Raw genomic sequence first — 26,258 nt, 5'->3', positions numbered from 1 at the left:
ATACGTTAGCCTTGAAGTATAGTAAATAAAAAGGATTGGTGATTTTATGACACAACAACAATCTAAAGCCAAACAAGCTAATGAACAAGCAAAGGCCCAGAATCTTTTTGCAAAGTGGCGAAAAGAAGAAACACTATATAAAGAAGATGAAAAGAACGCAACTAAAGAAGAAAAATAATCAATCAAAAGTATAGCAATTTCCAATGAAAATATTGATAGAAGTGCTGTTGGTGATTTAATCATCAGCAGTTTTTTTATTGATACTATTCATCTGAAGATCACTTTTATTATCTAATAAAAGTTAGTGCTTTATTTAAAGACTAGAGTAATATAAAATAGAAAAGGATAATGAAGTTTAATAGAGGTGTTCCTTTTGCTAAAGTTTTTTAAAAATAACAAGCTGATTGTTGTTTTTTGCGCTATCATTGTTTTTATTGCGCTTATAGGTTTATCTATTCGGTCTTCAACTCAATCGCCTCCTGAACAATTTATAGGGGATACAGTATCTACTGGTCAAAGAATCATTAGTTATCCTGTCAATTTTGTCGCTGGAGAGATCGGGAATTTTTTCAATTCTGGAGATTCAAAAGATAATAAAGCTAAAATAAAGCAATTAGAAGCTGAAAATGAACAGTTAAAAGCAGATAATAAGAAATACAAAAAAGAACTAGATATCAAAGATATTTCAAAGTATGAGCCAATTTCAAGCACTGTGATTGCGCGTAACCCAGATCAATGGATGAACACAGTCATCATAGATAAAGGTGCTAAATCTGGCATACAAAATAATATGGCAGTGATGACATCACAAGGTCTTGTTGGAAGAGTTACGAAGGTAAATCAATTTTCTGCACAGGTTGATTTAATCTCGACAAACGCACGAACTGGTAAACTTTCGGTTAATATTCAACATGGTGATAAGAAAGTGTTTGGATTAATTGATCGTTATGATAGTAAGAAACAAGAACTAATAATTAGTGAAGTCAATAATAAAAACAAAATTTCTGCAGGAGACAAGGTGGTTACAAGCGGATTAGGTGATCAACTACCAAGTAATTTATATGTCGGAGAAGTGACGCAAGTTGAAAATGACCAATATGGTCTAGCAAAAGAATTGAGAGTTAAAACAGCAGCAGATTTAGGAGATTTAAATCACGTTTATATTGCGAAAAGAGATCCAAAAACGCTTCCCGATGATGAAAGCAGGGATGAATAATGCGATCATTTTTATATCTGTTCTTTGGAATTGTGCTTTTTTATATCGACATTACAATTGGACTAATCATACCATTTAATATAGGCAATCACGCTGTTAAATTCGTGCCACAACTAACTTTAATGTATTTGCTAATGCTGACAGTCTATAGAAATTTTGGGATTTCTTTAATTTTAGGTACGTTTTTGGGAATAATGACCGATATTTATATTGGAAGTCTGTATGGTATTTATATGTTTGGGTATATTCTACTTATTTTTATTATTGATAAATTTTTCAAAGTATTTTATCGTGATTACATCATGATTTTCTTCGTCATCATATGTGCAACATTAGTATTTCAAATGTATGCAGCACTGATATATGGTGCAGTAGGTTTTATTGAGTTTGACATATGGGATTTTATCTTATTGAGATTATTACCTACATTTATTCTCAATTTAATACTATTAATTATTATGTTCCCAATTTGCTATAAATATCTCAAAAATTAATTTCAAAGATTGACAGTACAAGGTACTAATGGTAAGATGCAGTAGTTGAGTAGTTTTATAGCTACATACAACCGCTCAAATATGGGTTTAAGTACTATTCAATTTGCAATAGTCACCTATGTATGGCGTGACTTATAAATATAGGAGGTGCAAAGTATGTTTGCTATTATTGAAACAGGTGGAAAACAAATCAAAGTTGAAGAAGGTCAAGAAATCTACGTTGAAAAATTAGACGTAGCAGAAGGCGAAACTTTTACTTTTGATAAAGTATTATTTGTAGGTGGAGATTCTGTAAAAGTTGGTGCGCCAACAGTTGAAGGTGCAACAGTATCTGCTACAGTTAATAAACAAGGCCGTGGTAAAAAAATCACAGTATTCACTTATAAACGTCGTAAAGACTCAAAACGTAAAAAAGGCCATCGTCAACCATATACTAAATTAACTGTTGATAAAATCAACGCTTAATTAATATGATAACTGTTGATATTACAGTAAATGATGAAGGCAAGGTAACTGATGTTATCATGGATGGTCATGCTGATTATGGCGATTATGGTCATGATATCGTATGTGCTGGTGCCTCAGCAGTTCTGTTTGGCAGCGTAAATGCTATTATGGGTTTGACTTCAGAGAAGCCAGATATCGATTATGATGATGACGGTGGTCATTTCCATATTAGAAGTGTGAATCTTGATAATGATGACGCGCAACTGATTCTTCAAGCAATGTTAGTTTCTTTACAAACGATTGAAGACGAATATAATGAAAATATCAGATTAAATTATAAGTGAGGTGTATCCCGATGTTGAAATTAAACTTACAATTCTTCGCATCTAAAAAAGGGGTAAGTTCTACAAAAAACGGACGAGACTCTGAATCTAAAAGATTAGGTGCTAAACGTGCGGATGGTCAATTTGTAACAGGTGGCTCTATTCTATTCCGTCAACGTGGTACTAAAATCTATCCTGGTGAAAATGTAGGTCGTGGTGGCGATGATACATTATTCGCTAAAATCGACGGCGTTGTTCGTTTTGAACGTAAAGGTCGTGACAAAAAACAAGTTTCTGTTTATGCAGTTGCTGAATAATTGTCAAAGGAACACCAGAAGTACATACTTCTGGTGTTTTATTTTTGCGTAAATCATAATAAATCGCCTATTAAAGTAAACTTCTACTACAAAGAAGTTGATTGTAAATTATAACACTTATGATTTATTAGCAATATAGTTAATGATATAATTCAAGATAATGATTACATGTAAAAGAGGTGAGATATATGTTTGTCGATCAAGTAAAAATATCTCTTAAAGCAGGTGATGGCGGTAATGGAATCACTGCTTATCGTAGAGAGAAATATGTTCCATTTGGAGGACCAGCAGGTGGTGATGGTGGTAAAGGCGCTTCTGTTATTTTTGAAGTAGATGAAGGATTAAGAACTTTACTAGATTTTAGATACCAACGTCATTTTAAAGCTAAAAAAGGAGAAAATGGACAAAGCAGTAATATGCATGGGCGTAATGCTGAAGATTTAATTCTAAAAGTACCACCTGGAACGATTATCAAAAATGTAGAAACTGAAGAAGTGTTAGCCGACCTTGTGGAAGATGGTCAGCGTGCAGTAGTAGCTCATGGTGGACGCGGAGGTCGAGGAAATTCTAGATTCGCTACACCTAGAAACCCTGCACCTGATTTTAGTGAAAATGGTGAGCCAGGTGAAGAGTTAGATGTCACTCTAGAGTTAAAGTTATTAGCCGATGTGGGATTGGTTGGATTTCCAAGTGTGGGTAAATCAACATTATTATCGATCGTATCTAAAGCGAAGCCCAAAATTGGGGCATATCACTTTACAACTATCAAGCCAAACTTAGGTGTGGTATCAACGCCTGATCAACGAAGTTTTGTTATGGCAGATTTACCTGGTTTGATTGAAGGTGCATCCGATGGAGTAGGATTAGGACATCAATTTTTACGTCATGTTGAGCGAACGAAAGTTATTGTGCATATGATAGATATGAGTGGTTCAGAAGGTAGAGATCCTTTTAATGATTATCACGTCATCAATCAAGAATTAATCAATTATCAACAACGTTTAGAAGAACGGCCCCAAATTATTGTTGCTAATAAAATGGATGTTCCAGGCGCGCAAGACAATTTACAGAAATTTGAGGATAGTATAGCTGCTGATATCATGGTAATACCAGTGTCTACTATTACTAGAGATAATATTGATACTTTACTTTATGCTATTGCAGATAAATTAGAAGAAGTTAAAGATATAGACTTCTCAGTCGAAAAAGATGAAGAGATTGGTGTAAATCGAGTATTATATAAACATACGCCATCTCAAGATAAATTTACGATTTCTAGAGACGATGATGGCGCTTATGTTGTAAGTGGAAATGCTATTGAAAGAATGTTCAAAATGACAGATTTCAACAGTGATCCAGCTGTACGTCGTTTTGCTCGTCAAATGCGTTCAATGGGTATTGATGATGCATTAAGAGCACGTGGATGCGCTAATGGTGATATAGTAAGAATTCTAGGCGGAGAATTTGAATTTATAGAATAGGAGGCAGTTAAATGGACAAGAAAGAATACCATAAGTTTTATTTAATACGAGAGGATGTACTTCCTGAATCTGTCATTAAAACTTTGAAGATTAAAGATGCTTTAAAAGAAAATTCTAAGCTGTCCATTTATGATGCTGTACAACGTTTTGATTTGTCACGCAGTGCTTTTTATAAATACAGAGATACCATTTTTCCTGTTGATGAAAAAATGCTAGAACATAGAGAATTCACGTTAATACTCTATGTTAATGATGTGGTAGGTACTCTAGCAACGGTACTTCACACAATTTCTCAACTACAGTTATCTGTTTTAACAATCCATCAAAGCGTGCCTATTAATGAAGAAGCGACTATCACATTGTCACTTAATGCACAATATACAGAACTTACAATAGACGAAGTGATTCTAGCGTTGCGGTCAATTGACCATGTATTTAAAGTAGATTTAATCAGTATGAGCATGTAAGGATGGTAGATGATGTACGCATATATTAAAGGGCAATTAACTCAGCTATTCCCAACCCATGTAGTGGTTGAAACACAAGGTATCGGTTATGAAATACAAACACCAAATTCATATCGGTTCCAACAATTTTATAATCAAGCAGTAACGATTTACACATCACTGATTGTTAGAGAGGATGCTCAGTTACTTTATGGTTTTATTAATGAAGAAGAAAAGGAAATGTTTCTAAATCTGATTAAAGTTACAGGCATTGGACCTAAATCAGCATTAGCTATCTTGGCTACGAGCACACCTAATGAGGTTAAACGTGCAATTGAGGATGAAAATGACGCATATCTAACTAAATTTCCTGGTATTGGAAAGAAAACTGCGCGTCAAATCATACTTGATTTAAAAGGAAAAGTTAATTATACAGAAGCATCATCTAATGATTCAATCCATATAGATGATATATCTAGTACCTCTCAGAAAGATAATTATATTGCGGAAGCCTTATTAGCGTTAGAAGCTTTAGGTTATTCAAAGCGTGAAATTTCAAAAGTCGAAAAAACGCTACAACAGCAAGTAGTAACGTCAGTTGATGAAGCGGTTAAGATAGGTTTACAATCCTTAATTTCCTAATGTTTAATAATAATTTCTAAAAGAAAGGGGGTCAAACTGTGGACGATAGAATGGTTGACCAATCATTTCACCAAGAAGATTCTGCATTTGAATATTCATTAAGACCAACATATTTAAAGCAATATATAGGTCAAACAACGATTAAAAGTAACTTAGAAGTATTTATTCAAGCCGCAAAATTAAGAGAAGAACCTTTAGACCATGTATTATTGTTCGGTCCCCCTGGTCTTGGTAAGACAACATTATCAAATATTATTGCAAATGAGATGGAAGTTAATATTAGAACTGTATCTGGTCCTTCTCTCGAGCGACCTGGAGATTTAGCTGCAATTTTATCTGGATTACAACCTGGGGATGTCTTATTTATAGATGAAATTCACCGTCTGAGTAGTGTAGTTGAAGAAGTTTTATATCCAGCAATGGAAGATTTTTTCCTAGATATCATCATTGGTAAAGGTGATGAAGCACGAAGCATTCGTATTGATTTACCTCCGTTTACATTAATAGGTGCAACGACAAGAGCCGGTAGTTTAACAGGACCTTTAAGAGACCGTTTTGGCGTGCATTTGCGTTTAGAATACTATAATGAACACGAATTAAAAGAAATAATTATTCGTACAGCAGATGTTTTAGGTACTTCTATTGATGATGAAAGTGCAGTTGAATTAGCTAAACGTTCTAGAGGTACACCAAGAGTAGCAAATCGTCTATTGAAGCGAGTTAGAGATTTTCAGCAAGTTAATGGTGATGATCAAATATATATAGAAACGACTAAGAAAGCTTTAAAGTTGCTACAAGTTGATGAGCAAGGTTTAGATTATATTGATCATAAAATGATGAATTGCATCATTAACCAGTATCAAGGTGGACCAGTTGGCTTAGATACTATTGCCGTATCTATTGGAGAAGAAAGAGTAACGATTGAAGACGTCTATGAACCTTTTTTAATTCAGAAAGGATTTATCGAACGTACCCCTAGAGGTCGTAAAGCAACTGCATTTGCTTATGAACACTTTATGAAATCGAAAGAGAAGAGGGAGTAAATTTGAATATTGAGGATTTTGACTATCATTTACCAGAATCTTTAATTGCACAAACACCTTTAAAAAATAGAGATCAAAGTCGCCTATTAGTATTAAATAAAGAAACAGGCGATATGAAACACCAATATTTTAAAGATGTCATTAATTATTTGAATCCTGGAGATACTTTAGTTCTGAATGATACACGCGTGATGCCTGCACGTTTATTCGGAGTTAAAGAAGAGACGGGTGCTAAAGTAGAAATGTTAATGCTAACTCAAATCGAAAATAACGATTGGGAAGTTTTACTTAAACCAGCCAAAAGAATCAAAGTAGGTAACCAACTGTCGTTTGGTGAAGGGAAAATAATAGCAGAATGTATTAAAGAATTAGACCAAGGTGGCAGAATCATGCGATTGCATTATGAAGGAATATTGCAGGAAAGGCTAGACGAGTTAGGTGAAATGCCTTTACCACCATATATAAAAGCGCGTTTAGACGATCCAGATCGATATCAAACTGTTTATGCTAAAGAGAATGGTTCAGCCGCTGCGCCCACTGCTGGACTACATTTCACTGATAATTTATTGAAAGATATTAAAGCTAAAGGTGTTAATATAGCTTTTATCACACTGCATGTTGGTTTAGGAACATTTAGGCCCGTGAGTGTAGAAAATATCAATGAACATGAGATGCATAGCGAATATTACCAAATGACCGAAAATACAGCAAAGTTATTGAACAATACAAAGTTACAAGGTCATCGAATCATTGCAGTAGGTACAACGTCGACACGAACTTTAGAAACGATTCGTCGAGATCATTCACAATTCATTGCTACGAGTGGATGGACAGATATATTTATTTATCCTGGTTTTGAGTTTAAAGCCATTGACGCACTTATTACTAACTTTCATCTGCCTAAGTCAACATTAGTCATGCTTGTGTCAGCATTTAGTAGTAGACAATTTATCTTAACGGCATACCGTAAAGCTGTAGAATTAGAATATCGATTCTTTAGTTTTGGTGATGCAATGTTAATTATTTAAGGAATGTGAGGTTTAATTATGCCAGCAGTAACATATGAACATATCAAGACTTGTAAACAATCTGGCGCGCGTTTAGGAATTGTTCACACGCCACATGGCTCGTTTGAAACACCAATGTTTATGCCTGTGGGGACAAAGGCGACAGTTAAAACTATGAGTCCTGAAGAATTAACAGATATAGAAGCTAAAATTATATTAGGTAATACCTATCATTTGTGGTTACAACCTGGAAATGATATTATCAAACAGGCTGGGGGCTTACATAAGTTCATGAATTGGAATGGTCCTATCTTAACTGATTCAGGTGGCTTTCAAGTTTTTAGTTTAAGTAATTTACGTAAGATTTCAGAAGAAGGTGTTGAGTTTCGACATCATACGAATGGCTCGAAACTCTTTTTAAGTCCGGAAAAATCCATGGAAATTCAAAATGATTTAGGGTCTGACATTATGATGGCCTTTGATGAATGTCCACCGATGCCTTCAGAATATAAATACGTAAAAGATTCAATTGAACGAACTTCTCGGTGGGCAGAACGTTGTTTAAAAGCACATAAACGACCTGATGATCAAGCATTATTTGGCATTATTCAAGGTGGAGAGTATAAAGATTTACGTGAACAAAGCGCTAAAGAACTTGTCGCATTAGATTTTCCTGGATATGCGATTGGTGGTTTATCTGTAGGCGAACCCAAACCTGTCATGTATGATATGGTGAAACATACAGAACAGTTTATGCCAAAAGATAAACCTAGATATTTGATGGGCGTAGGCTCACCAGATGCCTTGATTGAGTGTAGTATAAGAGGCATGGATATGTTCGACTGTGTACTACCTACACGTATTGCACGAAATGGCACTTGTATGACATCAATTGGACGTCTTGTAATTAAAAATGCACAATTTGCTAATGATTTCCGTCCACTAGATGAAAATTGTGATTGCTACACATGTAAAAATTATTCCAGAGCGTATATCAGACATTTAATTAAAGCAGAGGAAACGTTTGGTATTCGTCTTACTACTATTCATAATCTTCATTTTCTGCTAAAATTAATGGAAGATATTAGACAGGCCATAAGAGAAGATAGACTTTTAGATTTTAAAGAAGCGTTCTTTGAACAATATGGACTTAATGTTGAAAACCCTAAAAATTTTTAAATAAGGAGTAAGTACAGAATGAATTTAACAGCAATTTTAATACCAGTACTTTTTTTACTTGTATTCTACTTTTTAATTATTCGTCCACAACAAAAACGTGCTAAAGAGCACCGTGAAATGGTTAATAGAGTTGAAGCAGGTCAAAAAATCACAACAATTGGCGGTTTGAAAGGAACAGTTAAAGCTGTTGATGAAACAACAGTTGTTATCACTGTTAATGGTCATGGCACTGAAATGACTTTTGAAAAACCTGCAATTAAACAAGTAGATCCATCTTAATCACTGTGAGCCAAGAAGCATTTGTGTTTCTTGGTTTTTTTATGAATGAAGAAGAAATTTTCACATTATAGTTGAATATGTTAATATATATAAGTCTATATATGTCTATAAGGTCCATTTTTAACTTGCGAGCTATCGTTTGTTTGGATTATTCTAGATACATAAGTAAATAATGAGGTGTTTATGTGAAAAAAGGTAGTAGAATAGTTGCATTTATATTACTTATTGTCCTCCTCTTTGCAGGAATGGGGCTTACATATAAGAATGTAATTAAAAATGTTAACCTTGGTTTAGATTTACAAGGTGGTTTCGAAGTCCTTTATCAAGTTAAGCCATTGCAAAAAGGCGATAAAATTGATAAAAAAGCGCTTCAATCAACGGCTCAAACTTTAGAAAATCGTGTCAATGTGCTGGGGGTATCAGAACCACGAATTCAAGTTGAAGATCCAGACAGAATTAGAGTTCAACTTGCAGGCGTTAAAAATCAAAACCAAGCTCGTGACGTATTATCTTCCCAAGCTAATTTAACAATTCGGGATGCGAATGATAATGTTAAACTGACAGGAAAAGATATCGTACAAGGTTCAGCAAAACAAGAATTTAAACAACAAACTAATGAACCTACCGTTACATTTAAATTAAAAGATCGTGATAAGTTTAAAAAGGTAACTGAAGAAATCTCTAAGAAAAAAGAAAATATGATGGTTGTATGGCTTGATTATGAAAAAGGAGATAGTTATCACAAAGAACTTCAGAAAAAGAATGAAAATGATAGAAAATATGTGTCAGCTGCTTCTGTAAATCAACCAATTAATTCTGATAGTGTTGAAATATCTGGTGGTTTCCATGGCCAAGAAGGGGTTAAAAAAGCTAAACAAATTTCAGAATTGCTCAATGCTGGTTCATTACCAGTTAAACTTGACGAGTTGACATCTACATCAGTTGGTGCACAATTCGGGCAAGATGCATTAGATAAAACTATTTTTGCCTCATTTATAGGTATTGCTGTTATTTATCTATTTATGGTTGGTTTCTATAGATTACCAGGTTTTGTAGCAATTATCGCATTAACGACATATATTTATTTAACACTTGTCGCATTTAATTTCATTTCTGGTGTATTAACATTACCTGGTCTAGCTGCGCTTGTTTTAGGCGTAGGTATGGCAGTGGATGCCAATATCATTATGTACGAGCGAATAAAAGATGAATTGCGAATTGGTCGAACGCTTAAGCAAGCTTATACTAAAGCAAATCGAAGTTCGTTCCTTACCATTTTTGATTCAAACTTAACAACAGTTATTGCAGCCGCTGTATTATTCTTCTTTGGTGAAAGTTCGGTTAAAGGTTTTGCGACAATGCTGTTATTAGGGATATTAATGATTTTTGTAACTGCAGTCTTCCTTTCTAGAGGGCTATTATCATTACTGGTATCATCTAATTACTTCAAGAAAAAATTCTGGTTATTTGGTGTTAAGAAAAAACAACGTCATGATATCAATGAAGGTAAAGATGTTCACGATTTGAAAACATCTTTCGAAAGATGGAACTTTGTAAAACTAGCCAAACCGTTAATTGGTTTGAGTATTCTTATCTTAATCGTTGGTATTGTTATTCTAAGTATTTTCAAACTGAATTTAGGTATTGACTTCTCAAGTGGTTCTCGTGTTGATGTTGAATCGAATCATTCACTATCACAAGCTAAAGTTGAGAAGACAATGAAAGATGTTGGCTTAAAAGCCGATGAAATACAAATTAATGGTGATGGTAAAAAGCAAGCAACTATTATGTTTAAACATGATTTAGCTAAAAAAGACATTGCCAAATTAAATGATAAATTTAAAAATGAATTTGGACATAGTCCTTCTGTAAATACAGTGTCACCTGTCATAGGTCAAGAGTTAGCTAAAAATGCTTTGAAGGCTTTAATATATGCTTCAATCGGTATTATCATTTATGTATCATTGCGTTTTGAATGGCGAATGGGATTGTCCTCAGTACTCGCATTATTGCATGATGCCTTTATGATTGTGGCAGTCTTTAGTTTATTCCGTATTGAAGTAGATATCACGTTTATAGCTGCTGTATTAACAATCATTGGTTATTCCATCAACGATACGATTGTAACGTTTGACCGCGTACGTGAAAACTTGCATAAGCTAAAAGTAATTACGTCGCCAGAACAAATTGACGATATCGTTAACCGATCAATTCGACAAACAATGACACGCTCAATCAATACTGTGCTTACCGTCATAGTTGTTGTAGTTGCCATATTACTATTCGGTGCACCAAGTATCTTTAATTTCTCGTTAGCTTTACTTGTAGGATTAATTTCTGGTGTATTCTCTTCAATCTTTATTGCTGTACCGCTTTGGGGTATTATGAAAAAACGACAATTGAAAAAATCTGATAAAGGTAAGTTGGTTGTCTATAAAGAGAAAAAATCAAATGACGAAAAAATTCTAGTTTAATCAACTGAAACATCATCGAATCATCTAATTAGTGGTTCGATGATGTTTTTTATTGCTATATTACTTAAGAACAACAGATTTTTTAAAATGCTTGGCAAAATTATGATTTTCTTTACGCTTTCTACTAACTTTATAAAAAAACGATAGTACTTCTACAAAGAAGATTTTTACAAACATCATAAAACTTAAAAAAATATATGTTGAAGCTTTTTATTTAAGCAGATTTTCGATATAATGGCTTTTGGAAATGAGGAAGGCTAATGATTAAATCAAAATATACTTGGAATCACAATGAACCAACTCAATATATAGATGAACAAATAGCAAAGAAATATAAACTTTCTCCAATTATAAAAAAAGTGTTAGAAAGTAAACATATCGTAAATGAAAAAGATATTGAAGGATTATTGAATGGGCAACAACAATTGCATGAGCCATGGCTATTAAGTGATATGACCAAAGCCATAGAACGCATTAATTTGGCAATTGATAAACACGAGCGCATTTTAATCTATGGTGATTATGACGCAGATGGTGTGACATCAACAACGATTATGGTAAAAACGCTTCAATCTTTAGGAGCAGAAGTAGGTTGGTATATTCCAAATCGTTTTTCTGAAGGTTATGGTCCGAATGAGTTAGCGTTTAAAAATGCTTATGATGAAGGTGTTTCACTTATCATTACAGTTGATAATGGTATTCAAGGACATCGTGAAATTGAAATGATTCAAGAATTAGGCGTAGATGTTATTGTTACAGATCATCACGAAATGGGAATCACTTTACCAGATGCTTTTGCGATTGTTCACCCCATGCACCCAGAATTCGACTATCCATGTCCGAACCTTTGTGGTGCAGGGGTCGCTTATAAGGTTTCGCAAGCGCTACTAAAAAATAATGTACCGCCATATTATATTGCTCTTGCTTCAATAGGAACCATTGCCGATTTAGTATCGTTAACAGATGAGAATAGAACCATTGTAAAAACGGGGTTATCTATATTAAATGATTATCAGCCTATTCAAATTGCAGCACTATTAAATGAAGCAAACTATAACGATCCCATTGATGAAGAAACAATTGGCTTTATCATCGGCCCGAGATTAAATGCTGTTGGACGATTAGAAGACGCATCATTAGCTGCTGAATTACTTATGACAGAAGATGCTGAAGAAGCAGCATTTTTAGCAGAGCAAGTTAATCATTTTAACAACGAACGAAAAGATATTGTATCAAAAATTACAGAAGAGGCTTTGTTACTTGCCAAAGAAGAAGTGGCTAAAGGGCGTCAATTTCTGCTGTTAGCAAAAGAAAATTGGCACGAAGGTGTGTTGGGAATTGTAGCGTCTAGAATTGTAGAAACATATGGATTGCCAACGCTCATTCTTAATATTGATGATGAACAACATTATGCAAAAGGATCAGCTCGTAGCATTGAACAAGTTTCAATGTTTGAAATCTTAAGTGACCATCAAAATTTAATATCTAAATTTGGTGGCCATCATATGGCTGCTGGGATGACAATGCCTATCGAAAACATATCTGAATTGCGAGAAGGCCTAAATGCATGGATGGCAAATTTGGCTCAGACGACATCGTTTGATCAGAAAAAACAAATAGATGTGAAAATTACAGAAGACGAGATTACCGTTAATAACATTTACGATATAGAGCGATTAAAACCATTTGGAATCGACTTTAATAAACCATTATTTGAATTAGATGATGTCAATGTTAATTCATTGAAAGCGATTGGAAAAGATAAGAATCATTTAAAAATGACAATTGGTAACTCTAATTTGGCTACACTTTATTGGAATAGCGGAAGTTTAGTCGATGAGTTAGAGCTGAACCAACCAATTAACATGATAGGTCAGTTACAAATCAATGAATGGAATGGCAATCAATCACCACAATTTATCATTCAGGATATTGCTATCAATCAACAGCAAATTTTGGATTATAGAAGTAAACGGAAACAGCTATCAATCGATTTTCATGACGAGCAATTAGCCATATTAATTCATCCACAAAAAGAAAAATTAGATCATAATTATTATCATTATGGCGAAACTATTGATGAACATGTAAATCGTGTCGTATTACGTGATTTACCCCTTTCATTAGCACATTTATCAGAAAGTATGAATGGTCATCAATTTTCTCAAATATATGTTGTTTTACAACATCAACATTCAATTTATTTCGAAGGTATGCCTGATAAAAAAACATTCAAAGCTTGCTTTAAAATACTGATGTCAAAACAAAAAGTAAATTTAGTCAACGATGGGATGGCATTATCGAAATTTTTGGGGATTCAGCCTAACACATTAAAATTTATGTTAAAAGTTTTTCTTGAACTAGGCTTTATTATAGATAGCAATGGTATAATATCAGTAAATCAAAATCCTAATAAACAGGATATAGAAGCAAGTCAAGTTTATCAAACGAGAAAAGCAAGAATAGAAGTTGAAAAATTAATGCTGTATGATGATTTTCAGCATTTGAAACATTGGATTATCGAGCAAATGGGTTAACTATTAGGAGGAAACAAAGATGGATTTAAAGCAATATGTATCAGAAGTACAAGATTGGCCTAAGGCAGGGGTTAGTTTTAAAGATATTACAACAATCATGGATAATGGAGAAGCATATGGTTATGCAACTGACCAAATTGTTACTTATGCCAAAGAAAGAGAAGTAGATATTGTTGTAGGTCCTGAGGCAAGAGGATTTATTATTGGTTGCCCTGTTGCCTATTCAATGGGTATAGGTTTTGCACCAGTGAGAAAAGAAGGTAAATTACCACGTGAAGTTATTCGTTATGAATATGATTTAGAATATGGCACAAATGTATTGACTATGCATAAAGATGCTATTAAACCAGGACAGCGTGTTCTAATTACAGATGATTTGCTAGCTACAGGTGGAACTATTGAAGCCGCAATAAAGCTTGTCGAAGCGTTAGGCGGAATTGTTGTTGGCATCGCTTTTATTATTGAATTAAAATATTTAAATGGTATAGAGAAAATCAAAGACTATGACGTGATGAGTCTAATTTCATATGATGAATAAGCATAGAAGTTTATTATGAGCATTCTTTGCTCAACCATATTTTAATGGGAGTAGAATACAAAGTACAAATTTGACTTTGTTTCTCTACTCCCATTTATTTATCTTTTATGATGTAGTAAAATAGAGCTATTATTTATAAAAATTTAAACCACTTTATCACAATCTACTAATTTTGGTAGAATGGAAATGTATATACATAAATTTAGAAACAGTTGGGCGAAACGACATATTATATTTTTTAAAAGTAGGGGTGCTTATCGTGAATAACGAATATCCATATAGTGCAGATGAAGTTCTATTTAAAGCCAAATCATATTTATCTCCAGATGATTATCAGTATGTACTGAAAAGTTATCACCTTGCATATGAAGCACACCAAGGGCAATTTCGTAAAAATGGGTTACCATATATTATGCACCCAATTCAAGTAGCTGGTATTTTAACTGAAATGCGCCTAGATGGACCAACCATTGTTGCTGGTTTTTTACATGATGTCATAGAGGATACCGCTTATACGTTTGATGATGTCAAAGAGATGTTCAACGAAGAAATTGCACGTATTGTTGATGGTGTAACTAAACTTAAAAAGGTCAAATACCGTTCTAAAGAAGAACAACAAGCTGAAAATCACCGTAAACTATTTATAGCCATAGCTAAAGACGTACGAGTTATTTTAGTAAAATTAGCTGACAGATTACATAATATGCGTACATTAAAAGCGATGCCAAGAGACAAACAAATCAGAATATCTAAAGAAACACTTGAAATTTACGCGCCTCTTGCAGATCGTTTAGGGATTAATACGATAAAATGGGAGCTTGAAGATACGGCCTTAAGATATATTGATAGTGTTCAGTATTTCCGCATTGTCAATCTCATGAAAAAGAAACGCAGTGAACGTGAGGCTTATATTAAAAATGCTATTGATATGATTGATGCTGAAATGATAAAAATGAAAATTAAGGGCGAAATTAACGGTAGACCAAAGCACATATATAGTATTTATCGTAAAATGATGAAGCAAAAAAAACAATTTGATCAAATCTTTGATTTATTAGCAATACGTGTAATTGTTAATTCAATTAATGATTGCTATGCCATTCTAGGTCTCGTTCATACTTTATGGAAACCAATGCCAGGGCGTTTCAAAGACTATATTGCAATGCCTAAACAAAACATGTATCAATCTTTACATACTACTGTAGTTGGTCCTAACGGAGATCCATTAGAAATACAAATTCGAACCTATGAAATGCATGAAATTGCAGAACACGGTGTTGCTGCACACTGGGCATATAAAGAAGGAAAGACTGTTGACGAGAAAACACAGGATTTTCAAAATAAATTAAATTGGTTAAAAGAGCTTGCTGAAGCGGATCATACCTCTAATGATGCACAAGAATTTATGGAATCACTTAAGTACGACTTACAAAGTGACAAAGTCTATGCATTTACACCTGCCAGCGATGTTATCGAATTGCCATATGGCGCTGTACCAATTGATTTTGCTTATGCAATTCATAGTGAAGTTGGAAATAAAATGATAGGTGCCAAAGCCAATGGCAAAATTGTTCCCATCGATTATGTAATACAAACCGGCGATATCATTGAAATAAGAACAAGTAAACATTCATATGGTCCTAGTCGTGATTGGCTTAAAATCGTTAAATCTTCAAGTGCTAAAAGTAAAATCAAAAGTTTCTTTAAAAAACAAGATCGCTCTTCAAACATTGAAAAAGGTAAGTTTATGGTAGAAGCTGAAATTAAAGAACAAGGATTTCGAACAGAAGATATTTTAACAGAAAAAAATATTGCAATTGTTAATGAAAAATATAATTTTGCAAATGAAGAAGATTTATATGCGGCTGTGGGTTTTGGTGGCGTGACTGCCCTTCAAATCGTCAATAAATTGACTGAAAAACAACGTATTTTGGATAAGCAAAAGGCATTAAATCAAGCGCAAGAAGTCACTAAGACATTACCAATTAAAGAAGACATTATTACTGATAGTGGCGTTTATGTCGAAGGAATTGAAAATGTACTTATAAAGTTATCAAAATGCTGTAATCCAATCCCAGGAGATGATATTGTAGGTTATATCACAAAAGGCCACGGTATCAAAGTCCACCGTACAGACTGTCCAAACATCAAAAATGAACATGAGCGTCTGATTCACGTAGAATGGGTGAAATCAAAAGATGCTACACAGCGTTACCAAGTTGATTTAGAAGTAAATGCCTATGATAGAAATGGCTTGCTAAATGAAGTGCTACAAGCCGTAAATTCAACAAATGGTAGCTTGATAAAGGTAGCGGGACGTTCTGATGTGGATAAAAATGCCATTATTAATTTAAGCGTTATGGTAAAAAATGTAAACGAAGTATATCGAGTAGTCGATAAAATCAAATCCCTTGGTGATGTATATACTGTAACTAGAGTATGGAATTAATGGAGGCGCATATCTATGAGAATTGTGTTACAACGTGTAAAACGTGCAAGTGTCAAAAATAATAATATTCACCATTCTATAAAACAAGGCTACTGTTTGTTAGTAGGCTTTGGCAAATCATCTACAGAACAAGATATTGAAACTTTGGCAAAGAAAATCGTTAATGCAAGATTATTTGAAGATGATGCAGGAAAATTAAATTTAAATCTTCAACAAGTTGAAGGTGAAATTTTGTCGATTTCACAATTTACCTTATTCGCCGATGTTAAAAAAGGAAATCGTCCTGGCTTTTCAAACTCGATGCCTCCGGATGAAGCAAATCAACTTTATGAAAAATTTAATAAAGCGTTAAATGATTATGGTATTAATGTTCAAACTGGAGAATTTGGTACTGATATGGAAGTAGAAATTATTAATGATGGACCTGTAACAATTATATATGAAAGTCAGGATGGCAAAATTTTATGAATAAAATACAATCCTGGCTATCAAAATATAAAATAAAAAATAAGCCCACTATGATTGCATTGATTTCCTTTGTATTATTTTTAATCTTGTTATTTTTATTTTTGAATCATAACGACCAAAAAAGTGATCGTATTACTGTAGTTGAAAACTCAGAATTAAGAACCGGTCCTAACGCAGCATATCCCGTTATCGAAAAGGTAGATAAGGGCGAAGGTTTTACAAAGATTAATCAAACAGGCAAATGGATTGAAGTACAGAATCGGCAAGAAACTAAAAAAGGATGGATTGCAGGCTGGCATACGAGCTTAAATATCAAGAAAGATGTTAGTCAAAGTCAAGAACCATTAAAAGGGAAAACAATTGTACTTGACCCTGGTCATGGTGGTAGTGATCAGGGAGCTTCAAGTAGAACAAACAAAAAAAGCTTAGAAAAAAATTATACACTTAAAAGCGCCTTAGAACTAAAGACCTTACTAGAAAAAGAAGGCGCACATGTTAAAATGACCAGAAGTGATGATGAATACGTAAAACTTGAGGACCGTAAAGCATCAGGTGATATATTTATGAGCATACATAACGATTCTCTTGAAAGTTCTGTGGCAAATGGCGCTACAGTTTATTGGTATAAAGATAGTCAAAGCAAGTTAGCCGAAACGCTAAATGCATCAATCCAAAAAAAGGCATTATTATCTAATAGAGGTGCCAAACAAGAAAATTATCAAGTGTTACGACAATCTAAAATACCGGCAGTGCTCTTAGAACTTGGCTATATTAGTAATCCTACAGATGAAACAATGATTAGAGACCAACATCATCGTCATATTGTACTTGAAGGTGTTGTCGATGGGCTAAAACAATATTTTGCTTCATAAACTTGCAATTTAAGCGAAAAATCGTTAATATTAAATATGAAATTTATAAACAAAACCGGTCATATTCTTGAAAGAATTAATGAAAAGGTAGCAATCATTGCGTAGAGATATAATCCTTGGCTGTAAGATTATACGGAGTAATTAATGTCTTTGAACACAAGAACAGGTGCTTTATGAAAGTAAAGCCGTCATGCGTACGTTACACGTAATGAGTGGATTGAACTGATATATTTCAATCAATTAGGGTGGCAACACGGATATTCGTCCCTTGTATAGTTTTTTACTGTACAAGGGGCGTTTAATTTTTGAAAAAATTAATAGTAGGAGTGATGATATGATTAAGATTCCTCGTGGTACACAAGATATACTGCCAGAAGAAACTGCTAAATGGCGCTATATTGAAAATAAATTAGCTCAACTTATGAAATTATATAATTATCAAGAAATAAGAACCCCTATTTTTGAAAGTACAGATTTATTTGCACGTGGTGTAGGTGACTCTACTGATGTAGTACAAAAAGAGATGTACACTTTTAAAGACAAAGGTGATAGAAGTATTACATTGCGTCCTGAAGGTACAGCAGCAGTTGTAAGATCTTATATCGAAAATAAAATGCAAGGCTTACCTAATCAACCAGTTAAGTTATATTATAACGGACCAATGTTTAGATACGAACGTAAACAAAAGGGGCGTTATCGTCAATTTACACAATTTGGTGTCGAAGCAATAGGTGCTGAAGATCCAAGTATTGATGCTGAAGTTCTAGCAATGGTAATGCAAATATACCAATCTTTTGGTTTAAAGCATCTTAAATTAGTAATTAATAGCATTGGTGATGCAGAATCAAGAAAAGAATACAATGAAGCGCTAGTAAAACACTTTGAACCAGTTATTGATGATTTTTGTTCTGATTGTCAATCACGTTTACACACGAATCCAATGAGAATATTAGATTGTAAAGTAGACCGTGATAAAAAAGCCATTAAAACTGCACCAAAGATTACTGACTATTTAAATGATGAATCTAAGGCATATTATGAAGCTGTCAAACAATATTTAGATGATTTAAACATACCTTATGTTGAAGATTCAAACCTTGTGCGGGGCTTAGATTACTACACCCACACGGCATTTGAATTAATGATGGATAACCCTAATTATGACGGCGCGATAACAACTTTATGTGGTGGCGGTCGTTATAACGGTTTATTGCAATTATTGGACGGTCCTAATCAAACTGGTATTGGCTTTGCACTAAGTATCGAACGCTTATTATTGGCACTAGAAGAAGAAAATATCGACATCGTTGAAAATGAAACATTAGATTTATTTATTGTTACGATGGGAGAAGCAGCCAATCATTTTGCAGTAAAATTACTTAATGATTGTCGTAAAAATGGCATAAGTGCTGATAAAGATTATTTAAATCGTAAAATTAAGGGTCAAATGAAACAAGCTGATCGTTTGAATGCAACTTATACAATTGTTATTGGCGACCAAGAACTTGATAATCAAATTGTAGAAGTTAAACATATGGAATCAGGCAATTCAGAAACTGTTAAATTTGAGAATTTATTAAGTTATTTTAAATAAGTAAGAGAAAGGAACATGATACATGACTAAGAGAACAACATACTGTGGCCTTGTAACAGAAGAATTATTGGGAGAAAAAATAACGTTAAAAGGATGGGTGCATAATCGCCGTGATTTAGGTGGTTTAATTTTTATTGACTTAAGAGATAGAGAGGGTATTGTTCAAATCGTATTTAACCCTGCTTTCTCACAAGAAGCACTTAATATTGCAGAAACTGTTCGTTCAGAATATGTAGTTGAAGTACAGGGACAAGTAACAAAACGTGATCCAGAAACTATAAATCCTAAAATCAAAACAGGACAAGTTGAGGTTCAAGTTTCTCATATTGAAGTAATTAATAAATCTGAAACACCACCATTTTCAATCAACGAAGAAAATCAAAATGTAGATGAAAATATACGTTTAAAATATCGCTACCTAGATTTAAGACGCACCGAATTAGCACAAACATTTAAAATGAGACATCAAATTACGCAATCAATTCGTCACTATCTTGATAATAATGGCTTTTTCGACATTGAAACACCCGTTTTAACAAAATCGACTCCTGAAGGTGCCCGTGACTATTTAGTTCCTTCTCGTGTCCACGAAGGTGAATTTTACGCTTTACCACAATCTCCACAGCTATTTAAGCAATTATTAATGATTAGTGGTTTCGATAAATATTATCAAATTGTTAAATGTTTCCGCGATGAAGACTTACGTGCTGATCGCCAACCTGAATTTACTCAAGTCGATATTGAGATGAGCTTTGTAGACCAAGAAGATGTAATGGCTATGGGCGAAGAAATGCTACGAAAAGTTGTTAAAGACGTAAAAGGTATTGATGTTGAAGGGCCATTCCCACGCATGACATACAACGAAGCTATGAGTCGTTATGGTTCTGATAAGCCTGACACTCGTTTTGATATGGAATTAATTGATGTGTCGAAACTTGGAACAGAAATGGACTTTAAGGTATTTAAAGATACAGTTAATCAAAACGGTCAAGTCAAAGCAATTGTTGCCAAAGGTGCAGCCGACAACTATACACGTAAAGATATGGATGGATTAACTGAATTTGTTAATATATATGGTGCTAAAGGATTAGCTTGGGTCAAAGTAGTTGAGGAAGGGTTAAGTGGCCCTATTGCTCGATTCTTTGAAGATGCTAATGTAGCGACATTAACTGAGTTAACGGGGGCAGAGCCAGGAGATTTGGTTATGTTTGTGGCTGATAAACCTAATGTTGTGGCACAAAGCCTAGGTGCACTGCGTATCAAACTTGCAAAAGAGCTAGGTCTAATTGATGAAACAAAACTAAACTTCTTATGGGTAACTGATTGGCCATTACTTGAATATGACGAAGATGCAAAAAGATATGTTGCAGCACACCATCCATTTACTTCACCAAAAGAAGAAGATATTAAAAAATTAGATTCTGAACCTGAAAATGCGCAAGCCAATGCATATGATATTGTATTAAATGGCTATGAATTAGGTGGTGGTTCTATTAGAATTCATCATGGTGACTTACAAGAAAAAATGTTTGAAGTTTTAGGATTTACTAAAGAACAAGCCCAAGAACAGTTCGGCTTCTTATTAGATGCCTTTAAATATGGTGCACCGCCACATGGTGGAATAGCTCTAGGTTTGGACAGATTAGTTATGTTATTGACAAATCGAACTAACTTAAGAGATACAATTGCATTCCCTAAAACTGCATCAGCAACTTGTCTATTAACCGATGCACCTAGCGACGTGTCTGATAAACAATTACAAGAATTATCACTTAGAATTCGACATTAATTAAGAATGTTTATGTCAATCTTACAACTTTATTGCGCGTAACTTTTAACATATCGAATCGTTTTAGTTTCAAATTATCTATAATGGTGCTATGATGTAGTCATAAGATAGTCATCTGTGGTGTACGTAAGTTTGCTTTTTAATTTGGGCCTAACACTCTTTGATCAGGGAGCCTAATAGGTTTTCTTGCAGCGCACACGCCTCAATTGGAGGACTTGCAAAACAAGAAACAGGGCACCCACCTGTATATAGCAGGCCGAATGATCAAGCTATGATAACTACGGCACCTATGGACTCTATCGGTACGCAAGACTTTGTCTTGCGTATTTTATTTTGTCTTGCTTTTGGTAGAATACTGTTAAAAGTGATTTGAATAAGGAGTTAAATATGAAGCATCAATTTTCTAGAAATGAGTTAGCATATGGTAAAGAAGGTTTAGCCTTACTAAAAGAAAAAACTGTTGTCGTATTAGGTATAGGTGGTGTAGGTTCATTTGCGGCCGAAGCATTAGCTAGGACAAATATTGGTCACATTATTTTAATAGACAAAGATGATGTTGACATAACCAATGTTAATCGACAAATACATGCGCTTACTTCAACCATAGGCCAAAGTAAAGTAACGCTTATGGAAGAAAGAATTAAATTAATTAACCCTGACTGTAAAGTAACACCATTACATATGTTTTATACTGAAGAAACATATGAAGATTTATTTAACAACTATGAAATAGATTATTTTATCGATGCTAGTGATACAATTATTTATAAAGTTCATTTAATGAGAGAGTGCTTTGAGAGAGGAATCAAAGTCATATCGAGTATGGGAGCTGCAAATAAAACAGATCCAACGCGCTTTAAAATTGAAGATATATCTAAGACATACATGGATCCAATGGCTAAAATTATTAGAAATAAACTTAGAAGGCTAGGTATTAAAAAAGGCATTCCTGTTGTTTTCTCGGATGAAAGTCCAATTGTCATCCGTGAAGATGTAAAAGCAACAGTAGGTGATGCGAATGCAATTAACCGCAAAGGTCAAATGCCACCATCTTCAAATGCTTTTGTACCAAGTGTCGTTGGCCTAATTTGTACAAGTTATGTAGTCAATGATATTTTAAAAGATGTTCCTATCACAAGAATTAAGGACAAAGGTACACAAAGTAATAATAAACATTAAACAAAAATGATGGCGTAGTGAATTAACGCCATCATTTTTGTTGTTTTAAATTATCGTAAACAGCCTTAAACTGTTGTTCAGTTTTTGAAGTTGTTTTAGGGGTATAATACTCTCTGTTTTTTAATTTATCGGGTAAATATTGTTGAGCAACATAACCATTGTCATAATTATGGGGATATTTATAGCCAATTGCTCTGCCTAATTTTTTGGCACCAGAATAATGTCCATCCTTTAAGTAATCAGGTATTTGGCCGATATTTCCAGCATTAATATCGCTTAAAGCGCTATCCACTGCCGTTATCGCTGAATTTGACTTAGGAGATAAACACAGTTCAATAACAGCTTGACTCAACGGAATACGTGCTTCTGGAAAGCCTAAGCGTTCTGCCGCTTGTATTGCTGCTAATGTCCGTTGTCCAGCACCCGGAGAAGCTAAACCAATATCTTCGTAACTAATTACAAGCAAGCGACGTACAATCGTAGGAAGATCACCAGCTGCAATAAGTCTTGCCAAATAATGTAACGCTGCATTAACATCGCTGCCTCTAATAGATTTTTGAAACGCGCTCATAACATCATAGTGCATATCCCCGTCTTTATCACTTACAAACGCACCTTTTTGGAGACAATCTTGAGCGTCGGTTAGCGTTACATGGCGCTCACCATTGTCTTCATCTGCACTTAAGACAGCGAGTTCTAACGCATTTAACGCACTTCTAACATCTCCTTGGCTTTGCGTAGAAAAATATTCAATTGCATCCTCATCAATATGAGGATGATAAGAGGCCAATCCTCTAGAATCATCTTCAATTGCTCGCATCAACGCAACTTTTATATCTTCTTCATTTAATGGATATAATTCGAAAATTTGTGCTCTAGAACGTATTGCTGGATTAATCGCATGATATGGATTTGAAGTTGTTGCACCAATAAGTACAATTTTGCCATTTTCTAAATGCGGTAATAAGAAATCTTGTTTAGCTTTATCTAATCGATGAATTTCGTCTAATAATAAGATAACTTGCCCTGACATCTTGGCTTCTTCAACAACGAGCTGCATATCCTTTTTGGTATTCGTGACAGCATTTAATTGTCTGAATTTATATGCAGTACTACCAGAAATAGCTTTAGCAATACTTGTTTTACCAATACCTGGAGGTCCATAGAAAATCATCGAAGATAAACGTTTGGTTTCTACCATACGGCGTATAATACCTCTTGGACCAACCAAGTGTTGTTGAGAAATAATTTCATCTATATTTTTAGGTCGCATTCGAGAAGCTAATGGTTCATTAGTCACAATTTTTCATCCTTTCTAATTCTATATTAACTTAAAAAATGATAGAATGGGAATATATATATCGAATTAAGTGAGGTAATGTTATGAAAATATCAACGAAAGGGAGATACGGTTTAACTTTAATGATATCTCTTGCAAAAAAAGAAGGGCAAGGCTGTGTATCATTGAAATCAATCGCTGCTGAAAACAGTTTAAGTGATTTATATCTTGAACAATTAGTAGGCCCTTTAAGAAATGCTGGTTTAATTCGAAGTGTGCGTGGTGCTAAAGGTGGCTATCAACTTAGAGTCCCAGCAGAAGAAATTACTGCTGGTGATATTATTCGCTTACTTGAAGGGCCCATCACATTTGTTGAAAGTATCGAATCCGAGCCACCTGCACAAAAACAATTGTGGTTGCGTATGCGTGATGCGGTACGAGATGTATTAGATAATACAACATTAAAATACTTAGCTGATTATGTTGAAACTGAAGCCGATTTAGATGGTTACATGTTTTACATTTAAATAGCTAAAAAATATGTTTATTTAGTTCTTAACCTGGGAAAATGTATCATAACAGCATCGAAATAACAGATATTAAAATTATTTAAAATCTGAAAGGAGCATATTATTTATGGGTTTCATGGATAAAGCAAAAGATGCAGCTAACAAATTTAAAGATAGTGATAATGAACAGGTACAAAAAGCAAAAGATAAAATTAATGAATTTACAGATGGTAATGACAACAAAGATAAAGAAGATAAAAAAGATTAATCTTTGTTGTGTCATGGTAAAGTAATCATATAGAAGAGAAATATAGCTCAAAGATGAATTTAAACAAATTCATTTTTGAGCTTATTTTTCGTATACTTCAATTTTATAACTTACTATTCTACTTATTAACTTTAAACGATAGTCCTTTCGCAGTTATTTAATTATCTATTTTCTACTGATTTGCTGTTATAAATCTTTTACTCATTTGTCAGCTTCAATAATTCGTTTTAAACGACGATATGAATCAAGTTGTTTGTCTTGATCATAAATATAACTTACCGCCATTAATTCATTAATTTCTCCATATTTCTGAATAAAATCTTCAAGTTGTTGCTTCACACTTAATTCTGAGCCAATAAGTGAATATTTTTGCCGTTGCTTAACCATTTCGTACTCACGAGGTGTTAGCAAACTTTGTAAATTATCTGTTGGCGGTTGGACTGGTTGCATACGTCCACGGGTAATACTAATCATCACTTGAGCTTGGGTTGTAGACAAGTATTGAGCTTCTTCATCACTATCAGCAATAATAGCATTTAAACAGACTATGACATAAGGTTCACTAAGTACATCAGAAGGTTCAAATAATTCCTTATATATGTCTATGGCATCTTTCATTTGTTGTGGTGCAAAATGACCTGCAAAAACATAAGGTAAGCCTTTGCGTGCTGCTAAATGAGCAGAATCAGTTGAAGACCCTAATATATACAATGGTACTTGCTTATTCACAGCGGGGTAGGCTCTAACATAGTCTTGTTGATTTTCTGGTCCAAAATATTTTTGTAATTGTTCTACCTCATCAGGAAATTGATATACACCATTATGTTGATCTCTTCTTAATGCACTAGCTGTCATCATATCTGTACCTGGTGCACGACCTAATCCTAAGTCAATGCGATTAGGATATAGCGTGGCTAACGTACCAAACTGTTCTGCAACAATAAGTGGTGCGTGATTAGGTAACATAATTCCACCTGAACCTATACGCATATATGACGTATGTTCTAAAGTATGTTGTATTAGCAATGCAGTAGCAGAACTTACTAAGTTTGGCGCATTATGGTGCTCCGCAATCCAATAACGTTCATAATTTAATTTTTCAAGTTGTTGTGCAAGTGTAACCATATCAGCAAGCGCATCATTTTCATTTTGTCCTTCTCTAATAGGTACTAAATTTAATGCAGAATATTTTATCTTTTTCATAACTTTATATACCCCTTATGATAATAGTGCATAAAGTATAACAATTGTGAGAATACTTTTATATTTAGATGCTCAATTTAACACGAATTCAGTAAGTATATTATCTGTATCATTACTATTAATTAAAATGTTAAACTAATAAGTGAAAGTCATAAACAGAACTATAGAAAAATAATAGCATTGGTGCTATTATAGGAACATTGATATTATCTCAAGGAGTGTAAA

The 26,258-nt window shown here is 33.9% G+C and carries 26 protein-coding genes, 1 other RNA gene and 1 other annotated feature; of the genes, 25 read left to right on the top strand and 2 right to left on the bottom strand.

Annotated features, from left to right (window positions below; all coding sequences use genetic code 11):
- The first annotated feature begins 46 nt into the window (after nucleotides 1-46).
- The 23 genes from HMPREF3267_RS12720 to HMPREF3267_RS03830 all read left to right on the top strand — a co-directional run bounded on the left by HMPREF3267_RS12720 (nucleotide 47) and on the right by HMPREF3267_RS03830 (nucleotide 22,774).
- Nucleotides 47-178, top strand: a complete 132-nt coding sequence (locus tag HMPREF3267_RS12720; protein WP_002458915.1) for a hypothetical protein — start codon at nucleotides 47-49, stop codon at nucleotides 176-178.
- Between the two features lie 195 nt (nucleotides 179-373).
- Entirely contained in the window at nucleotides 374-1,216 is an 843-nt protein-coding gene (gene mreC, locus HMPREF3267_RS03935) for a rod shape-determining protein MreC (RefSeq protein ID WP_002478075.1), read from the top strand.
- On the top strand, nucleotides 1,216-1,710 hold the full coding sequence (gene mreD, locus HMPREF3267_RS03930) for a rod shape-determining protein MreD (protein WP_002458917.1): 495 nt from the start codon (nucleotides 1,216-1,218) through the stop codon (nucleotides 1,708-1,710). The genes mreC and mreD overlap by 1 nt, the downstream gene beginning before the upstream one ends.
- Before the next feature lie 59 nt (nucleotides 1,711-1,769).
- Nucleotides 1,770-1,853 (top strand) — a sequence feature (ribosomal protein L21 leader region).
- Nucleotides 1,854-1,866: 13 nt separating this feature from the next.
- Nucleotides 1,867-2,175: a 50S ribosomal protein L21 gene (gene rplU, locus HMPREF3267_RS03925; protein ID WP_002458918.1), complete on the top strand. Its 309-nt coding sequence runs from the start codon at nucleotides 1,867-1,869 to the stop codon at nucleotides 2,173-2,175.
- Between the two features lie 5 nt (nucleotides 2,176-2,180).
- On the top strand, nucleotides 2,181-2,501 hold the full coding sequence (locus HMPREF3267_RS03920) for a ribosomal-processing cysteine protease Prp (RefSeq protein WP_002458919.1): 321 nt from the start codon (nucleotides 2,181-2,183) through the stop codon (nucleotides 2,499-2,501).
- Between the two features lie 11 nt (nucleotides 2,502-2,512).
- On the top strand, nucleotides 2,513-2,797 hold the full coding sequence (rpmA, locus tag HMPREF3267_RS03915; protein ID WP_002458920.1) for a 50S ribosomal protein L27: 285 nt from the start codon (nucleotides 2,513-2,515) through the stop codon (nucleotides 2,795-2,797).
- Nucleotides 2,798-2,985: 188 nt separating this feature from the next.
- On the top strand, nucleotides 2,986-4,278 hold the full coding sequence (obgE, locus tag HMPREF3267_RS03910; RefSeq protein ID WP_002478076.1) for a GTPase ObgE: 1,293 nt from the start codon (nucleotides 2,986-2,988) through the stop codon (nucleotides 4,276-4,278).
- An 11-nt stretch (nucleotides 4,279-4,289) separates the two neighbouring features.
- Entirely contained in the window at nucleotides 4,290-4,745 is a 456-nt protein-coding gene (locus HMPREF3267_RS03905) for an ACT domain-containing protein (protein ID WP_002458922.1), read from the top strand.
- Nucleotides 4,746-4,757: 12 nt separating this feature from the next.
- Nucleotides 4,758-5,366 (top strand): Holliday junction branch migration protein RuvA, encoded by a 609-nt coding sequence (gene ruvA / locus HMPREF3267_RS03900; protein WP_002492123.1) that lies wholly within the window; start codon nucleotides 4,758-4,760, stop codon nucleotides 5,364-5,366.
- Nucleotides 5,367-5,404: 38 nt separating this feature from the next.
- On the top strand, nucleotides 5,405-6,409 hold the full coding sequence (gene ruvB, locus HMPREF3267_RS03895; RefSeq protein WP_002478078.1) for a Holliday junction branch migration DNA helicase RuvB: 1,005 nt from the start codon (nucleotides 5,405-5,407) through the stop codon (nucleotides 6,407-6,409).
- Between the two features lie 2 nt (nucleotides 6,410-6,411).
- Complete coding sequence (queA, locus tag HMPREF3267_RS03890; RefSeq protein WP_062077710.1) at nucleotides 6,412-7,437, top strand: tRNA preQ1(34) S-adenosylmethionine ribosyltransferase-isomerase QueA; 1,026 nt, start codon at nucleotides 6,412-6,414, stop codon at nucleotides 7,435-7,437.
- An 18-nt stretch (nucleotides 7,438-7,455) separates the two neighbouring features.
- Nucleotides 7,456-8,595: a tRNA guanosine(34) transglycosylase Tgt gene (gene tgt, locus HMPREF3267_RS03885; RefSeq protein ID WP_002458926.1), complete on the top strand. Its 1,140-nt coding sequence runs from the start codon at nucleotides 7,456-7,458 to the stop codon at nucleotides 8,593-8,595.
- A gap of 18 nt (nucleotides 8,596-8,613) precedes the next feature.
- The gene (gene yajC, locus HMPREF3267_RS03880) at nucleotides 8,614-8,874 is read left to right on the top strand and encodes a preprotein translocase subunit YajC (RefSeq protein ID WP_002458927.1); all 261 of its coding nucleotides are present in this window, start codon (nucleotides 8,614-8,616) and stop codon (nucleotides 8,872-8,874) included.
- Between the two features lie 185 nt (nucleotides 8,875-9,059).
- A complete protein-coding gene (secDF, locus tag HMPREF3267_RS03875; protein WP_002478081.1) occupies nucleotides 9,060-11,348 on the top strand; it encodes a protein translocase subunit SecDF in 2,289 nt (762 codons plus the stop codon).
- Nucleotides 11,349-11,608: 260 nt separating this feature from the next.
- Complete coding sequence (gene recJ, locus HMPREF3267_RS03870; RefSeq protein WP_062077706.1) at nucleotides 11,609-13,885, top strand: single-stranded-DNA-specific exonuclease RecJ; 2,277 nt, start codon at nucleotides 11,609-11,611, stop codon at nucleotides 13,883-13,885.
- A gap of 19 nt (nucleotides 13,886-13,904) precedes the next feature.
- Complete coding sequence (locus tag HMPREF3267_RS03865; RefSeq protein ID WP_002458930.1) at nucleotides 13,905-14,423, top strand: adenine phosphoribosyltransferase; 519 nt, start codon at nucleotides 13,905-13,907, stop codon at nucleotides 14,421-14,423.
- Between the two features lie 259 nt (nucleotides 14,424-14,682).
- Nucleotides 14,683-16,872 (top strand): RelA/SpoT family protein, encoded by a 2,190-nt coding sequence (locus HMPREF3267_RS03860; RefSeq protein ID WP_002478083.1) that lies wholly within the window; start codon nucleotides 14,683-14,685, stop codon nucleotides 16,870-16,872.
- Nucleotides 16,873-16,887: 15 nt separating this feature from the next.
- Complete coding sequence (gene dtd, locus HMPREF3267_RS03855; RefSeq protein ID WP_002458932.1) at nucleotides 16,888-17,340, top strand: D-aminoacyl-tRNA deacylase; 453 nt, start codon at nucleotides 16,888-16,890, stop codon at nucleotides 17,338-17,340.
- Complete coding sequence (locus tag HMPREF3267_RS03850) at nucleotides 17,337-18,212, top strand: N-acetylmuramoyl-L-alanine amidase (RefSeq protein WP_002458933.1); 876 nt, start codon at nucleotides 17,337-17,339, stop codon at nucleotides 18,210-18,212. Before dtd ends, HMPREF3267_RS03850 begins: the two co-directional genes overlap by 4 nt.
- 334 nt (nucleotides 18,213-18,546) lie before the next feature.
- Nucleotides 18,547-19,806, top strand: coding sequence for a histidine--tRNA ligase (hisS, locus tag HMPREF3267_RS03845; protein ID WP_062077705.1), 1,260 nt, complete (start codon nucleotides 18,547-18,549; stop codon nucleotides 19,804-19,806).
- Nucleotides 19,807-19,828: 22 nt separating this feature from the next.
- Nucleotides 19,829-21,595, top strand: coding sequence for an aspartate--tRNA ligase (aspS, locus tag HMPREF3267_RS03840; RefSeq protein ID WP_002458935.1), 1,767 nt, complete (start codon nucleotides 19,829-19,831; stop codon nucleotides 21,593-21,595).
- 109 nt (nucleotides 21,596-21,704) lie between these two features.
- Nucleotides 21,705-21,895, top strand: a non-coding RNA gene (gene ssrS / locus HMPREF3267_RS03835) — 6S RNA.
- Between the two features lie 87 nt (nucleotides 21,896-21,982).
- Nucleotides 21,983-22,774 (top strand): tRNA threonylcarbamoyladenosine dehydratase, encoded by a 792-nt coding sequence (locus HMPREF3267_RS03830; protein WP_062077703.1) that lies wholly within the window; start codon nucleotides 21,983-21,985, stop codon nucleotides 22,772-22,774.
- 31 nt (nucleotides 22,775-22,805) lie between these two features.
- Here the strand turns inward: HMPREF3267_RS03830 and HMPREF3267_RS03825 are convergent, their stop codons facing one another.
- Nucleotides 22,806-24,074 (bottom strand): replication-associated recombination protein A, encoded by a 1,269-nt coding sequence (locus HMPREF3267_RS03825; RefSeq protein WP_002458937.1) that lies wholly within the window; start codon nucleotides 24,072-24,074, stop codon nucleotides 22,806-22,808.
- An 83-nt stretch (nucleotides 24,075-24,157) separates the two neighbouring features.
- Here HMPREF3267_RS03825 and cymR point away from each other — a divergent pair, with 83 nt between their 5' ends.
- Both cymR and HMPREF3267_RS12435 read left to right on the top strand, forming a co-directional pair.
- The gene (gene cymR, locus HMPREF3267_RS03820; RefSeq protein ID WP_002458938.1) at nucleotides 24,158-24,580 is read left to right on the top strand and encodes a cysteine metabolism transcriptional regulator CymR; all 423 of its coding nucleotides are present in this window, start codon (nucleotides 24,158-24,160) and stop codon (nucleotides 24,578-24,580) included.
- Between the two features lie 109 nt (nucleotides 24,581-24,689).
- A complete protein-coding gene (locus tag HMPREF3267_RS12435) occupies nucleotides 24,690-24,830 on the top strand; it encodes an SAS049 family protein (protein ID WP_002458939.1) in 141 nt (46 codons plus the stop codon).
- 201 nt (nucleotides 24,831-25,031) lie between these two features.
- Here HMPREF3267_RS12435 and HMPREF3267_RS03815 read toward each other — a convergent pair whose 3' ends face one another.
- Nucleotides 25,032-26,033: an LLM class flavin-dependent oxidoreductase gene (locus tag HMPREF3267_RS03815; protein WP_002458940.1), complete on the bottom strand. Its 1,002-nt coding sequence runs from the start codon at nucleotides 26,031-26,033 to the stop codon at nucleotides 25,032-25,034.
- Between the last annotated feature and the right edge of the window lie 225 nt (nucleotides 26,034-26,258).

Source organism: Staphylococcus sp. HMSC62D11, assembly GCF_001839145.1.
Lineage (GTDB): Bacteria > Bacillota > Bacilli > Staphylococcales > Staphylococcaceae > Staphylococcus > Staphylococcus lugdunensis.
The sequence above is the reverse complement of the archived record's forward strand: the minus strand, read 5'-3'. Positions and strand labels throughout refer to the sequence as shown.